Genomic DNA, 14,334 nt, shown 5'->3' on the forward strand with positions numbered 1-14,334 from the left:
TGGTCATACTGGCGACGGCGCCATCAGGCCCGCGCCCGTCGAAGCCACTACCAGCGTCAACGCCTCAAAGATCGATAAGTGCGGCTGGAGTACTAACTAAGGTTAGCGTCGTGCAGCGCCTTGCCCTCTTTGGCCTCGATAGGAGGCTCATCGGCCTCGATACCGTGTTTATCCGGTGAGCGAAGGAGTTCGCCCGCCGTCAACAGTTGAGCTCCGCGGCCTGCCCGTCATTTGGCGACCGCAACACGAATGCGGGCCTTGACCATGCCGCGGAGAGCGCTCATTACTGCTCGTGAGCGCTCGTCTTAGCCTTGAGTCCGTTGTTGCTCAGCAAGGGAGCCTCATGACTCACGGCAAAGCTCAGCCCACCTACGCCACGCTGGCAGAAGACCTCCGCCAGCGCATCGCCGCCGGCGAGTACCCACCCGGCGGAATGATCCCGTCCGAGACGGCGCTCATGGAGACGTACGGCGTCGCTCGCGGCACCGTACGTCAGGCACTCGCGCACCTGGAACGCGAGGGCCTGGTCGTCAGCCAGATGGGCCGAGGTCGCAGAGTGCAGGGGCCGGCCGCAGAGGATGCGAAGCCGGCCACTCGCTACGAGGACGTGGCCAACCAGCTCCGCGCCGCTATCAAGGCCGGCGAGTTCTCTCCCGATGTGCGTCTGCCTGGTGAACCTGTCCTCGCCGAGAGGTTCGGTACGGCGCGCATCACGGTACGCAAGGCCCTGGAAGTGCTTCAGCAGGAGGGCCTGATCATCGTCATCCCCAGCAAGGGCCGTTTCATGGGCACCAGTTCGCCACCGATCAACACGAACCGAGAGGGCTGATCCATGACCAAGACCCCCACCGCGCAAGGCTTCTGCCAGCAGGACGCACACAGAACGCTCGTCGCGGCCTGCGAGCACGCCACGCTGGATAGTGCGAGGTGGAACAGATACGGCTCGGAGAGAACGCGCTGTGCCGCCTCGCGTCGGCTCCCGTGGTGGTGAGGATCGCTCGGAGCGTGGATCGTCGCCGACGCATGCCTGGCCGCCCTTGTGCACTTTCGCTGGCAAGAAGCTCACGCTGGCTTACCCGTCCTTCCCCGCACACGATGCCGCGGCCAAGTGGGACGACCCAATCCCCGTATTTCTGAGGGTGACTGATGGACTGTCCGCCTCTGGGCGGGCCCCGAGAACTCAGGTGGCACTCCCCAATACGAAACCAGACGCCTGCCCCGAGATGATGTTATGGATTCCTTCCACCTGCATCATTGGACACGCGATCATCATCTACGACCAACAGCATCACTATGCTCTACAGCTTCATAAGCTGATGTGGCCGGAACCGGTCATGGCAACTTGTCCAATGTTGTGTCAGGATAATTGCAAGCATAAGACACGGAGAGGTGTGCGATGCTGGGGCTAAAGCATCCTTTCCCATTCGCATACGCAAGTGCAGGCAAGGAAGTTCACACCGTCGCCGCACCCTTGCTCACTGCCGCTGCGCTTTCCTTGGCCGGAGTGGTGGCTGGCGCGACCAGCGCCTTTCTCTGGTCCGGCCCGACGCTGTTGCTACTCGTAACCGCGTCATTGCTGCTAGTGGCATGCATTCAGCTGCATTATCACTCTCGCCAGTATCTATACACTCGCGCCGACATCGACGACTGGCTAGCCACAGATTTTGCTACAGAACAACACAAGGCCTATCGAGAGCTGTGCAAATTCCAAGGGGTTGACTACCGCAATTGGCTGAAGTTTCACAGTCGTGCGGTCCATTGTTTCAATGCGGGCACCATTCTCCTGGGCGTGGGGGTAGCCGCAGCGTTGCTACCTCCATCCGCTGAACAGCAGGCAATTTGGAGAATAGTAGCGGCGGGCATGGTTCTAGTAGCGGTTGTAGCCGACGCGGTATGGACTATCAATTTGTATCGCAAGCGGGGGAATTTGGAGAAGGATCGCCGAAGGGCGATCGGCCGGTTCTACAAAGAATCACCCGACGATATCTAGGAGGGCGCATGACCCTGCATGAACTTACCCTACCCGGAGAGCCGCCACCTTCGTTCTTCTGCTACTCCGACTATTGTGAGGCTGAGATCACCGAAGCGAAGAGAGAGGACGCGGACACATATGAGGAATGGCATCTGGCCTTAGATCGAGGCCAGGAATCTATAACACAATACCTGGAAGCGTATAACAAGGAGGAGCACAGGGATACTTGCCCGTTCCGGGATCTGCCCCCGTCCGTTCATCTCTGGTGCCGCGCTCAGGAGAGCGAGCCTGATGCTCTCCAGGAGGAGCTGAGGCTTCTGGAAGAGGCACGCCAGTTCTAACATAGCCTGCGTGGCTGGCGCAGGCGGAAAGGGATGCCGCCCGAAGATTTGGCTCGGTCTGCTCGCGATCGCGTTTGGCAGCATTGTGGCCTGGCATACCTCACACGACGGAACGAGCGCGATCACGAATTGGGCCGCCGTCGCATGGCCGTGGCTGCTGCTCACATTGGCCGTGACCAATTTCCTGCGTTCCGCCATCAAGATCGGCTCGCTGATCGGTCCTGGTTTGCTCGCGTCGACGGCAGGTGGTGGGCTCGCGGCCGGGGCCGGTGCTGACCACTCGACGCTGGCCATCGTGGTCTTTTCAGTCCTGAGCATTCTGACAGGAACTGTACTTTTACGGTCGTCGGGCAAGACGTCTGAGGCAGGTTGGACTCGAGGCATGATCACGGGTTGCGTCAAGGCCGCGGAGGCCGTCGGAAACCGCACCCCGCACCCACGGCTGACACTCCGGGCCCTGGCCGGCGAAATCCGTGCCGACTTCGGCAGTTCGCGACTTGAAGGCCCTTTGACCGTGCGAGTGACGGCGATCGCTGGGCACGTCCATCTCACCGTGCCACGCAACTGGCCGGTCGTGGTGATGTCTACTGGGACAGTCCTGACGCGCATCACCGATACGGGGAATCTTAACGACATAGACGTGGACGGCGCCTACAGTCTAAGGCTGCATCTTCTCGGGCTATGTGGTGCGGTCAGCCTCGTCCGAATATGACCGTCCGTGGTCGTACGGCAAGTTTACCGCCTTGTTCGCCAAGGCCTCCGAGATGCGCCGGAAAAGCCCCTGTTCGCTATCCCGGTCTGGCAGTTGGTAGTGCAACGCCCTCACCAGGTCGAAGCGGTGCAGATCGTATACAATATGCATCAGCTGCGCGTATCCCTGAGCCGCCGTCACCGCACCCTTATACGCCAGCGCGGCGGCTGCCAGGGCAATGGGTGGAAACCACCACTTCCCCGGTTCGTCATACATGGCGACCCCCATAACCACCGCACAGGCCAGGAAGCTGTAGCAGAGGTTGACCGAGGTATCCAAGCTATCCCGAGCGGATGCCACCGCCTTAGCCAAGGGTCGGGAGAGCTGCGGATAAATGCGTGGCCATGTGGTCAGCGTCGTTAAGCCATAGCGTTCGCCGGCCTGGATTTCACCGGCGCGTAAGGCATTACCTAATGCCGTGGGAAGTAGCACCTCGGCGGGCGGCATTCCTCCTAGACGTCGTCTGGCGTTAGCGCGCATTCTTTGAGCCGCGGTGTCCAGATTTCGTGTCTGCTCCGGGAGGGACATCGCGCTGCGGGGGCCGGCTTTCCGCTCGTTGTTACCGGCTCCGTCGGCCATCTCGCTTGCCGACTGCCGTTTGCGGCGCTGATACTCAACCAGGACATCCGCGAGGCGGGCGGTGGGCAACCACCGGTCCCAATAGCCCTCAAGCATTCGTACCGCTCGAATCTGGAAGGGATGAAGGAGAAGGCCGAGCACAGCAGCACAAGCACATATTCCAGCAAGCGCACCCGCCAGGCCGGTTGGCGTGTGAGGGACGATGTTTTCCCAGCGACCGCGGCCAGAGAAGCTATCTGTCCGTATCAGCGCCCACAGGCATGCGACGAAGATCGCATTCGGCGCGAATCCCACAGACATCACTCGCCGCATTCATGCCCTTTCCTGTATGTCACAACGACAGACAAGTATGGCTCGGGTGATCAAGGAGCAACAGTTGCGGTGCAACGGATCGAGGGCAACACCGTACATGCCTCATCGCCGAGCCCATCGTGCGAGGCACCTTCCTCCAGGCGGTCGTCCGCCCATGGCGTCCCGGCGTACACCCTGACCCGCAACGGCGTGAGCTTCAGCAACCGCATGGCCAGCGGCCGGGACGGTCGCATCACCCTTGAACAGGCCACGACCGCATAAATGCCGCCGATGTCGTCACCCTGCGCTTGAACGGCCGACTGCACCACATCGGCATCGGACACCCACGCCCGAACTACGTCATGGTCGCAGACCCGCGCGTCCGCGTCGTCCATGCCATATCCGGAGAAGTCCTGCGCGAGCTGACCATCGACCCCAGCCGCGACTACCGGCCTCCCACCAATCGAAAAGGTCGAAACCGTCCGAACCCATCATCGAAACCGGAACCGACTCCTACCGGCTCGCCCGCGCGCAACAGGCCGGCGTCGCCGGATGACAGGCCGCCCAGCCCATGCGACGACGCGTCACCCGCAAGGATCACCGCGCTTTCGAGCAACGTCGCCTACTCCGTGGTGAATGGTTCATCGCTCCACCGGAGCCAGGCTCGATCAGCTTCGATATGCAGCAGAAACTCGGCAACCGGCCCGCGTGGTGAGACCAGACAGACCGCCTCCACCACCTGGTCATACGCCGTCTCCCATGCCTCCGGATCATCGTCGTCCTGTTCCAAGAGCTCCAGCTCTCGATCGAAAAGCGGCTTTACCTTGGCAAACGCGGATCCGGCGACGAAGGAGCCATACACCCAGGGCATATCCATGTCGTCGATGACGATCTCACCGCACAACTCGTCCCCGCACAGCACTCGCCACGTCTCCTCGTTACGGTCCAAAAGATCCATCCCAACGAGATCCAGCAGTTCACATCACCAGCCGTTACTCTGAAGGTCGCCACCGACAAGAATGTCCGGTCCGGATGGGCACTGGTGGGGCCAAACCCCACCCGTGATCATGCTCGCCAAGATCGCCAACTAGGGCTAAAACCCATCCGGGGGTCCCAGTCTCACCCGTGGGCTTCGGCGCGGGCGTCTGACCGCCTGCCCCTCTCTTCACCTCAGCTCGAACTCCGCTGACCGGGGTTGGCGCACCCTTGATGACCTCAGCTCCAAGCGTGTGGCCGGCGATGCGGGATGGTCATCGAGGTGTGTAGTGGGAGGCGACGGCGGGCTGGCCGGTGTAGTTGGGCCCGACCTGATCGTCGGCTCCGAGGTAGCGGAAGGAGAAGGCGAGCTCGCGCCGTCCTGTCCAGGTGAGGCGCTTGTTGCGCCCGTCGTAGGTGACCCCTTGCGCACGCAGCGCGGCCGTCAGCCGCCGCCCGACGGGTGCGCCATTCGGCAGACAGACCCCGCGCACGTCGAAGTTCGCCACGAACAGCCCATCCGCGGTGAGCCAACGACCCGCCCGCGCCAGCACGCCGAGCTTGTCGCCCACGTAGTGCAGCCCGTGCACGCACGTGATCAGATCGAACGCCCCCTTTGGCTCCCACGCCGTCACCGATGCCGTGACCAGTCGCAGCCGGGGCGGCCGCGGAGCGCAGCCGAAGTGGCCGGCCAAGTCCACACCCACGATCTCCACATCGTCACGCGCCAGCAGCCCGGCCGCCTCGCCCAGAGCGAGCCCGGCCCCGCAACACAAGTCCAGCCACCGAACCGGCGCCTTGGCACGCAACACGGCGAGAATGTCAACGCCCAGTTCCCGTCGATATCCACGCAGCCGCCCCTCCCGGTTCATCAGGCAGTTCGCCACGACCGACGACGTCTCCAGCGCGTCCTCATCCAGCAGGCTCACGATGTCTCCCAGGCCACCTCATTACGGGGTTTGGTGGAGCCGCCCCGCTACCAAAATGATGATCTCGTACTCGGCCCAGCTCAGCCACTCGCCGACAGGACCGACAAGGGAGCGACCACGGCAGGGCGCTGCAGTACTCGGAGGACCTGACTGTCGCTGTATGCCCCTATGATCCGCGCTGCGCCGAATAATCAGCGGAAGGGCCTGATCGAGCCTCCGACGTTCACACTGCGTGGAGGCCAGACCCCCGGCACCCGCCGTCCTCTATCCGAGCGTGAGCATCGCCTCGGTGACCTCGCCGACCGCCGCAGGGGGGATCGCGGTGGCGGCCTCCTTGAGGATGAGCAGCCGTGCCCCCGGGATCTCGCGCGCGATCGCCTCGCCGTTGCCGACGGGGAAGAACCGGTCACGGCGGCCGTGGACGACGAGTGTGGGGACCTCGATCTCGGGCAGGCGCTCGCGCCAGCGCGGTTTGCAGTCGAGCCTGGAAAACACCATGCCCATCTGGTTGGCCATCTGGACCGGGGGTGCGGTGCCGGGCGTGCGGTCCCAGATGCGCGCAGCAATCGCGCGCGCGGCGACGGGGTCGTCGCCGAGGATCTCCGCGCCGGCGGCGGCGAACTCCGCAACCGCCTCGCGGTCGGCCCAATCGGGCATCGGACGCGCGAACAGCCGGCTCATCCTCGCCTGGTCATGGTCGGGGAGGTCATCGTCGGGCGGGCCAGGGGCAACCGCGCGGGTGCCGACCAGGGTGAGCGCCGAGAACGCGCCCGGATGGTCGAGCACGGCCACCTGGGCGACCATCCCGCCGACGCCGATCCCCGCGAGGTGCGCAGGCCCCCCGCCGAGCGCGTCAGCAAGGGCCGCCGCGTCGGCGGCGAGGCCGCGCAGGGTGTAGGCGGGCGCCTCCGGATCCGTCGTCGTCGACTCCCCGCTATCGCGCAGGTCGTAGCGCACCACACGGCGCCCGCCAGCGGCGAGGCGCTCGCAAAGCGCGTCGGGCCAGGAGAGCATCGTCGTCCCGCCCGCGAGCAGGACGAGTGGCGCGTCGTCGTCACCGAACGACTCGATGCCCAAGGCGATCTCATTGGCGTTGACAGTGGTCATCGGATCACCGGGAGACGTCGTAGGTCAGGTGCGTCGCGGTCGATGTCGAGATCACGCTCCGCTGCACCAGCGTACGCGGCGCTTCGCCGGTGAACAGCGGTGTCCCGGCGCCCAGCACGATGGGCGCGAGGTGCAGCGTCAGCGCGTCGACCAGCCCGGCGTCGAGCGCGGAGCCGATCGTGGCGCCGCCGCCCATGAGGATGACGTCGAGGTCCTTGCCGCTGTCCGACGACGCCGCCTCGGCTCGCTTGCGCGCGGCGGTGACGGCGTCGGGCAGTCCGGTGGTGATGAACGTCCAGTCGAGGCCGGTGAGCCGCACGGACTCCGGCGGCGCGTTCGTCACGACGACGAACGCGGGCTTGCCGACCTCGCCGGCGCCGTAGCCGACGTTGTCGTCCCAGCCTTTCGGCCCGTCGACCACGTCGAAGAGGTGACGGCCGAGGACGACGGCGCCCGAGCGGGCTGCCGCCTCGCGCAGGACCCGGCGGTCGTCGGGATCGTCGGAAAACGCCCACGTGTGCAGGGCCTCGCCGCCGGTGCCCAGACCGTTGTCCGGGCCGGGGCCGGGCCCGGTGACGAAGCCGTCGAGAGAGACCGAGATGTCAGCGATGATTCGAGTCATGCCAGGGCAGACCCGATCCGCCGCCCAAACTCATCGCTCTTCCGATACCGACGTCGCCCTGGCATCTGGCGGTCCGTGCAGCTCTGGGTTAGCCGAGGGGCACGTCAACCGCGATCACCCATCTAGATGCCAATAGCGGTGAATCCATACGGCCTGCTGGCAAGCTCACGCGCACCGTGACCACTACGAGCTGATTGATTGATCCCTCGGAAGACACCAGCCAGGTCAGGAGCGGGCTGGCCGAGTTGCGACGAGCCTCGGCCGCAACCGTGACCCTTTTTCATCCTCAGGCGGCCTGGGCAACGCGGTGGTTCTGAAGGACGGCGATGGCCTTGCACAGGTGGCCGGCCTTGGAAGGGCTACAGCGTAGCTTTCGAAGGATCTTCCAGCTCTTCAGCTGGGCGTTGGCGCGTTCACCGGGTCCGCGGAGCTTGGCGTGGGAGCGGTTGGCCTGCTTCTGGGACTCGGGTTTGTTCTTGCCCTTGTACGGGGTGCGGATCGGGCCTTCGGCTCCTTGATACGCCTTGTCGGCCAGGGTGATGATCCCGGCCTGTTCCAGGGCGCGCAGGATGCCCCAGATCCGGGCGGCGCTCAGGTCGTGGGCCTTGCCGGGCAGCGCTCCGGAGGTCCACAGGATGGTCCCGTCCGGTGAGGCGATGACCTGGATGTTCATGCCGTGCACGCGGTGCTTGCCGGAGAAGTGCGGCCGGTCGGCGGCGATCCGATCGGTGTGGATCAGCGTGCCGTCCAGCACCAGGTAGTGCAGCCCGTCCCGCTTGGCTTTGCGCAGCGCCTGGCCGAGCTTGGGCGAGCGGGCCGACAGCAGCGCGACCGTCTCCTCCACATACCGCCACGCAGTTGCTGTCGAGACCTTGAACCCTGCGCCGAGTTCGCTGAACGTCTCGCCTTTGCGCAGGTAGACCAGTACCAGCAGCGCCTGCTGTCCCGGGTTGAGCAGCCGCCAGGACGAGCCGATCGCCTTGCGGCGCCGGCGGATCAATCCGGCGACGTAGTTCAGCGTTGCACGCGACAAATTGACCGCAGCACGATAAAACAGCATCCGAGGCCCCTGGTTGTGACGGATCTGGTTGTGGTGATCAATCCATCTACCAGGGGTTTCTTACGTCGTCAGGCGAAAGCCCAGCTCGCGATCATGCTGTGACCAGCATCCCCGCCGCCACGGGTTGAAAAAGCCTCCGTGTGGGTCGGCTTCGATGGCACCTCTAGCGGAGCAGGACGCGTCGCATTGGCCTAATTGGCCGGGCGCCGCAGGTGGCTGCTGCTATTCGACAACGTCGAGGACCCGCACGAATTGGACCCCCTGGGGCGACTGGAACAGGGACAGGTACGCATCACCTCCCGGCGAGTGACCGGCTGATAATTTCTAACGAACACAGCTGAGGCAGCTGCCATCTCCCGTGCATTGCGATACTTTCAGCGCACGTGTGAGGTGATGCTTGCGTGCAGGAAGATACGCGAAGAGTCCAGACAGCCGTTCTGAACGAAGTGAGCTCCTACGACCCGGTTCTTATGCCACTCAACCGAGCTGAGGCCCTCCGGTTCCGGGAACGCCATGACCGGATGGGTGACACGTTCTGGTGCGGAACGCACCTTGGTGGCTGCGGGAAGCAGTTGATGGACCGTATCGGCCAGGTGAAGATACCCCATTTTGCTCACCATGCAGACCGAGTCACTCATGTGTGTAGGCGAGTCAACCTTGGCGTCGACTCTGCTGATCATCTCTACATCCAGCAGGAGCTATCTAAGTGGCTCAAGGGCCTGGGATTGACGCCCATCGGCACCCCTACCCTCGACCACGACTTCGCCTCCGGTGGCAACTGCACGGCACTGATTGTCACCCCGCCCCGACAACTACCGCTGATTGCTGTCCAGCTCGTCGGTGACGAGCACAATTGGCACGACCGAGACAGACAGCTCCGTATCCGAGGTCGAGTCGTGCAGTGGATCTTCGGCACGAGGTCCCGTGCATCACATGCCGCGCTCGATCGAGACGGATATGCCTTACATGTGCGCTGTGAAACCCACGGAGGTACCCGAAGGGCATCCGTCGCAGTCCAACTGCCGGGGCAGCCGATCGAGTGGGAGAGTATCTCCGATTGGCAGCTGACGCAATCGGGAGTATCTACAACAGGAATTGAGAATACTCGTCGGTCACACTCCTATTTAGCTGGCGTAGGGCAAGTAGGCCGCATGAGCGAGCGCACAATTAGCAGCTTTCCTCTGGACGTAACCGAACTCTTGGTAATACCGAAGACGTCGAAGACGAGCCCCTGGCAGCACATAAGTGACGAGCAGAAGGACAGTCAGTCGCTTCCTGTCATAGTGCGAACAACTGCTGGAGCCAGCCTCGGCGATGCCATCGTCGCACTTCCGTACGCCTATGCGGAGCTGACTATTGGCCAGCCGTATCAACTCCTGGCGCCTGCCTCGATACGAGCCAATGTAGATCCCGAGCGACTGATACCTCGTTGGATCATCGACTCCGGCGGGCTAGCACTTGCGCCAGCGGTACAAACGCCGCTGCTCACTCCGCAGGTGGACCTCTCTGCAGGGGCATTCACCAGGAGGACTGCAATCGAGGCACACCAGGAAGAGGCCTCCGTCCCTGAGGCGAAAGAATCGCTTACGACTGCAACCGCTGACAATCAGCCGACCACGCCACTCGACCGCCGGGAAGAGATGCTCATACGTGAAGCCGCCGCAAAAGCGATCACAAGGCTTGAGCAAGCACGCAGCGTCGGCAACCGAAACAGAGGGCGTGAAGTGCTAGATCAGCTAGGAAAACTGCTACAGTCTGCCCCCTCAGACAAGTTCGGCTACGAACTGCGTCAGTATGACGAGTACAGCAAGTGGTTGCGTCCCGCCCGCAAGAAAAACAGGAGTCAGTTCGGACGCGGAAGGTAGTGCATGCCGCTACCTAATCAACTACAATGATCTTGCGTACACACGAGGGATCCTTGGCGTGTCGGCTGATGTCGATTCGGTACAAGGCAGCACGGCTGATCACCTTACTGAGCCGCGATGATGGGCTGCTGCCATTCTGCTGCGCAAACCCAACCTCGAACGACCGCGCGGGCGGATCAGACACCCACATCTGAAGAGCGGGAACACCTTGCAAGGCTCCGGTCGCGAGTATCGCTTCAACCAGGCCAAACACCTGCCAAGCGATGGGCAATGGGAGGTCCTTGCCGAGGGTCCAATACACGGTGAGCAGCAACCTAATATCGCCCATCACTAGGCATATTGGACTCCAAACGACTCCTGGTCTCCTAAAGCGGGTGCCGCAGGTTCGAATCCTGCCGGGGGCACTCACCTAGATCGGCGGTCACGTCCACGGACGTGGTGTATGAATCGATCTTCGCGTGATCCCTTTTTGCAGATGAAGCGGTAAGTGTCTGCGGGAGTGGGTTCTCGGCCGGTGTGTCGCCGGTCAGGAGGCGGAGGCGGGCTTTGGCGAGGATGTCCAGGCCCATGTAGCGGCGGGCTTCGGTCCATTCGTCGGTCTGCTCGGCCAGGACGGCGCCGACAAGGCGGATGATCGAGGGCCGGTCGGGGAAGATGCCGACCACGTCGGTGCGGCAGCGGATCTCTTTGTTCAGCCGTTCTCACAGTTGGACCAGATCTGGCGCCAGGTCTCGCGCGGGAAGGCGGCGAAGGCGAGCAGGTCTTCGCGGGCGGCGTCGAGATGCTCGCACGCGGCCGGATTCCGGGCTTCCAGGGCGTCGATGACTCAGGCGTGCTGGGCGCGGACCTGCTCGGTGGTGGGCTGATCGAAGATGGTGCGCACCCCGCCACCACGCGCCTCCACCTACAGCGCCGATCAGCATCAGCGTAATCAGGGACAGCAGGACCGTGCCATCACGCCAGTGAACGCGACCGACCCTTGTGGTGTTTCCACGGTCCCCTCATGGCCGACCATAGCTCAGCCACCGGAAAAGGCATGTCAGGCCGTTCAGCGAGACGGACACGCCGCACTCCAGGGCGCGTTCTTCTCACAGCAGGCCGAATCGTAGAGTGATAACGATTGCACCAGTGATACAGGGAGCACGTGTTGCACGAGAAACTGTCGTCGATCTACGACAACGTCCTACGCCGTAACCCCGGGGAGGTCGAGTTCCACCAGGCGGTGCGGGAGGTGCTCGAGAGCATCGGCCCGGTTCTCGGCAAGCATCCCGAGTACGCCGACTCAAAGATCATCGAGCGCATCTGCGAACCCGAACGGCAGATCATCTTCCGGGTGCCCTGGCTGGACGACCGCGGCGAGGTGCAGATCAACCGCGGCTTCCGGGTCGAGTTCAACAGCGCTCTGGGCCCGTACAAGGGCGGGTTGCGTTTCCACCCGTCGGTCTACCTGGGCATCGTCAAATTCCTCGGCTTCGAGCAGATCTTCAAGAACGGGCTGACCGGCCTGCCGATCGGCGGCGGCAAGGGCGGGTCGGACTTCGACCCCAAGGGCCGTTCCGACCGCGAGGTGATGGCGTTCTGCCAGAGCTTCATGACCGAGCTCTACCGGCACATCGGCGAGTACACCGACGTGCCGGCCGGTGACATCGGGGTCGGCGGACGGGAGATCGGCTACCTGTTCGGCCAGTACAAGCGCATCACCAACCGCTACGAGTCAGGCGTGATCACCGGCAAGGGGCTCGCCTACGGCGGCGCGCAGGTGCGCACCGAGGCCACCGGTTACGGGTGCGCTTTCTTCATGGAGGAGATGCTCAAGGCGCGCGGCACGTCGTTCGACGGCAAGCGGGTCGTGGTGTCCGGCGCCGGGAACGTCGCCGTCTACGCCATCGAGAAGGTCGAGCAACTCGGCGGCGTGGTCGTGGCCTGCTCCGACTCCTCCGGCTACGTACTCGACGACAAGGGCATCGACCTGGAGCTGCTCAAGCAGATCAAGCAGGTCGAGCGCGGCCGTCTGGAGGCGTACGCGGCACGCCGCGGCGAGCACGTCACCTTCGTGCCTGGCCGTAGCGTCTGGGAGGTGCCGTGCGAGGTGGCGATGCCGTCCGCCACGCAGAACGAGATCACCGGCCGGGACGCCGCGTTCCTGGTGGACAACGGCTGCATCGCGGTCGGCGAGGGCGCGAACATGCCGAACACGCCGGAGGCCATCCAGGCGTTCCTGGAGGCGGGCGTCGCATTCGGGCCGGGCAAGGCGGCCAACGCGGGCGGCGTGGCGACCAGCGCGCTGGAGATGCAGCAGAACGCCAGCCGCGACTCGTGGTCGTTCGACTTCTCCGAGCGCCGGCTGCAGGACATCATGCAGGACATCCATGCCCGCTGTCTGACGACCGCCGAGGAGTACGGCATGCCCGGCAACTACGTGGCCGGCGCCAACATCGACGGTTTCCGCCGGGTCGCCGACGCCATGCTGGCGCTGGGCCTGATCTGAGCGGCTCCGTTCGGCCGCGGTCCACCCAGCCCTGAGCACCATCATGCGTGGGCAGAACAGCTTCTTTCGACACCGGTGACGACGGCCGGCGGCAGAGCGACACGAGCGTGCGCGGGGAGGACCGGAATCGTTCGCCCGCTGGTGATTCGCTGACTCCGGTCGCGCCGCAGATTCGAATCCTGCCGGGGGCACTCATGTGATGTCTCAGGACATCGGAAACCCTCGAACCTATGGGTTCGGGGTTTCTTCATGTTGGGGGGGTGACGCGGTGCGGCAGGGAGCGGCGTCCAGGCCCTGATCAGCGAGTTCCTTGTGGAGGCGGACGATCAGCTCGACGGTGCCGGCGTCGACCGCGTTCGGCGAGCTCCGCGGCCGTCGCGACCGGGGCTCGAACGCCGCCTCGCCCTCGGCCCGGTAGCGGGCCACCAGCTCGGACACCCAGCCCTTGGACACCCCGTACGCGCGGGCGACCTCTGCCTGGGACCGGCCCTCGACGACAACGGCGGTGACGACCCTCGAAGGATGAGGTGGATCACCGCCGGTGACCTCGCCGATAGATGAAGGTGCGCCGTCCTGCCCGCCGCATCAGGGCAGTCAAGCTGATCTGCCGGGCGGGGCGAGGGGTGCGTAGCGTTCACGCCGCGGCGCTCGAGTACGGGCGGCAGCGCCCGTGCAAAAGGAAAGCGCTCCCCATCCCCAAGGAGGGTTCCGTGAAACGGATCGGTTCTGTGTTCCTCATCGCATGCGCGATGCTCCTGACTCTCTTGACCATCCCCGCCAACGCCTTCGTCGACGAGAGGCCCGTCGTCATCCACAGCGGCACCAATTCCAGCATGTGCCTGGACGTCTCCGCGTTCAGGATGGACGACGGCGCTCCGATCCTTCACTTCGACTGCAACGGCGCACCGAACCAGGTATTTCACCTGAGATACGTGGAGCGGCTCAACCTCCTCGACCGGTACGGCAACGTCACGGCGACCTACGAGGTGTACAACATCGTCAGCAACTGGAGCAACAAGTGCATTGACGTCCTGGGCGAACGGACGAACAGCGGGGCGCAGCTGCTTCAGAAAGGGTGCAATGACCGCAAGTCCCAGCAGTGGCTCGTCCGAAACTCTGCATCCCTGAACGTCCCGACCGTCTTCGTCAATGGCAATACGATTTACGGTCTCTTCGACAACCCTCGATGCATGGACGTTCCCGGCGCCACCACAGGCCGCGCGGTCATGCAGATCTGGTCATGCAACAGCGAGACCGGGTCTCAGAGGGCATTTGGTTTGCCCATGTTTGTGTTAGTACGTTCCTCGCCAGGTTGGTGTCGCCTCGTCCGTTATGCGCTTGCTGGCATTGTCGA

16 protein-coding genes and 1 pseudogene are annotated in these 14,334 nt (G+C 63.9%); 7 read left to right on the forward strand and 10 right to left on the reverse strand.

The window, feature by feature from the left end:
- Nucleotides 1-292 precede the first annotated feature (292 nt).
- The 4 genes from ACWD0F_RS50720 to ACWD0F_RS50735 all read left to right on the forward strand — a co-directional run bounded on the left by ACWD0F_RS50720 (nucleotide 293) and on the right by ACWD0F_RS50735 (nucleotide 3,025).
- Nucleotides 293-829 carry a GntR family transcriptional regulator gene (locus ACWD0F_RS50720; RefSeq protein WP_449890145.1) on the forward strand — a complete coding sequence of 179 codons (537 nt, stop codon included), beginning with the start codon at nucleotides 293-295 and terminating at the stop codon, nucleotides 827-829.
- A 567-nt stretch (nucleotides 830-1,396) separates the two neighbouring features.
- Entirely contained in the window at nucleotides 1,397-1,990 is a 594-nt protein-coding gene (locus tag ACWD0F_RS50725) for a hypothetical protein (RefSeq protein WP_449890147.1), read from the forward strand.
- Between the two features lie 8 nt (nucleotides 1,991-1,998).
- Complete coding sequence (locus tag ACWD0F_RS50730) at nucleotides 1,999-2,313, forward strand: hypothetical protein (RefSeq protein ID WP_449890148.1); 315 nt, start codon at nucleotides 1,999-2,001, stop codon at nucleotides 2,311-2,313.
- Between the two features lie 10 nt (nucleotides 2,314-2,323).
- Nucleotides 2,324-3,025, forward strand: coding sequence for a hypothetical protein (locus tag ACWD0F_RS50735; protein WP_449890149.1), 702 nt, complete (start codon nucleotides 2,324-2,326; stop codon nucleotides 3,023-3,025).
- Here the strand turns inward: ACWD0F_RS50735 and ACWD0F_RS50740 are convergent.
- The 8 genes from ACWD0F_RS50740 to ACWD0F_RS50775 all read right to left on the reverse strand — a co-directional run bounded on the left by ACWD0F_RS50740 (nucleotide 2,993) and on the right by ACWD0F_RS50775 (nucleotide 9,265).
- Entirely contained in the window at nucleotides 2,993-3,937 is a 945-nt protein-coding gene (locus tag ACWD0F_RS50740; RefSeq protein WP_449890151.1) for a hypothetical protein, read from the reverse strand. The two genes, ACWD0F_RS50735 and ACWD0F_RS50740, sit on opposite strands and share 33 nt — an antisense overlap.
- 68 nt (nucleotides 3,938-4,005) lie before the next feature.
- Nucleotides 4,006-4,329, reverse strand: coding sequence for a hypothetical protein (locus ACWD0F_RS50745; RefSeq protein WP_449890153.1), 324 nt, complete (start codon nucleotides 4,327-4,329; stop codon nucleotides 4,006-4,008).
- Nucleotides 4,330-4,556: 227 nt separating this feature from the next.
- The gene (locus tag ACWD0F_RS50750; RefSeq protein ID WP_449890154.1) at nucleotides 4,557-4,892 is read right to left on the reverse strand and encodes a hypothetical protein; all 336 of its coding nucleotides are present in this window, start codon (nucleotides 4,890-4,892) and stop codon (nucleotides 4,557-4,559) included.
- A 292-nt stretch (nucleotides 4,893-5,184) separates the two neighbouring features.
- A complete protein-coding gene (locus ACWD0F_RS50755; protein ID WP_449890156.1) occupies nucleotides 5,185-5,838 on the reverse strand; it encodes a class I SAM-dependent methyltransferase in 654 nt (217 codons plus the stop codon).
- 264 nt (nucleotides 5,839-6,102) lie between these two features.
- Nucleotides 6,103-6,945: an alpha/beta fold hydrolase gene (locus ACWD0F_RS50760; protein WP_449890158.1), complete on the reverse strand. Its 843-nt coding sequence runs from the start codon at nucleotides 6,943-6,945 to the stop codon at nucleotides 6,103-6,105.
- A gap of 4 nt (nucleotides 6,946-6,949) precedes the next feature.
- Nucleotides 6,950-7,567: a dihydrofolate reductase family protein gene (locus ACWD0F_RS50765; protein ID WP_449890159.1), complete on the reverse strand. Its 618-nt coding sequence runs from the start codon at nucleotides 7,565-7,567 to the stop codon at nucleotides 6,950-6,952.
- A 286-nt stretch (nucleotides 7,568-7,853) separates the two neighbouring features.
- Nucleotides 7,854-8,627 (reverse strand): transposase family protein, encoded by a 774-nt coding sequence (locus tag ACWD0F_RS50770; RefSeq protein WP_449890161.1) that lies wholly within the window; start codon nucleotides 8,625-8,627, stop codon nucleotides 7,854-7,856.
- Nucleotides 8,628-9,001: 374 nt separating this feature from the next.
- On the reverse strand, nucleotides 9,002-9,265 hold the full coding sequence (locus tag ACWD0F_RS50775; protein ID WP_449890163.1) for a hypothetical protein: 264 nt from the start codon (nucleotides 9,263-9,265) through the stop codon (nucleotides 9,002-9,004).
- A gap of 513 nt (nucleotides 9,266-9,778) precedes the next feature.
- Between ACWD0F_RS50775 and ACWD0F_RS50780 the strand changes: the two genes are divergently transcribed.
- Nucleotides 9,779-10,492: a hypothetical protein gene (locus ACWD0F_RS50780; RefSeq protein ID WP_449890165.1), complete on the forward strand. Its 714-nt coding sequence runs from the start codon at nucleotides 9,779-9,781 to the stop codon at nucleotides 10,490-10,492.
- A gap of 488 nt (nucleotides 10,493-10,980) precedes the next feature.
- Here ACWD0F_RS50780 and ACWD0F_RS50785 read toward each other — a convergent pair.
- A pseudogene (locus ACWD0F_RS50785) lies at nucleotides 10,981-11,375 on the reverse strand (transposase); the annotation flags it as partial.
- A gap of 261 nt (nucleotides 11,376-11,636) precedes the next feature.
- Here ACWD0F_RS50785 and gdhA point away from each other — a divergent pair.
- Nucleotides 11,637-12,980, forward strand: coding sequence for an NADP-specific glutamate dehydrogenase (gene gdhA / locus ACWD0F_RS50790; protein WP_449890167.1), 1,344 nt, complete (start codon nucleotides 11,637-11,639; stop codon nucleotides 12,978-12,980).
- Nucleotides 12,981-13,208: 228 nt separating this feature from the next.
- Here the strand turns inward: gdhA and ACWD0F_RS50795 are convergent, their stop codons facing one another.
- A complete protein-coding gene (locus tag ACWD0F_RS50795) occupies nucleotides 13,209-13,535 on the reverse strand; it encodes a helix-turn-helix domain-containing protein (RefSeq protein WP_449890170.1) in 327 nt (108 codons plus the stop codon).
- A 155-nt stretch (nucleotides 13,536-13,690) separates the two neighbouring features.
- On the opposite strand from ACWD0F_RS50795, the gene ACWD0F_RS50800 reads away from it, so the two are divergent.
- On the forward strand, nucleotides 13,691-14,334 hold a 644-nt coding region (locus ACWD0F_RS50800), incomplete at its 3' end, for an RICIN domain-containing protein (RefSeq protein ID WP_449890168.1).

Source organism: Nonomuraea sp. NPDC002799 (assembly GCF_053592075.1).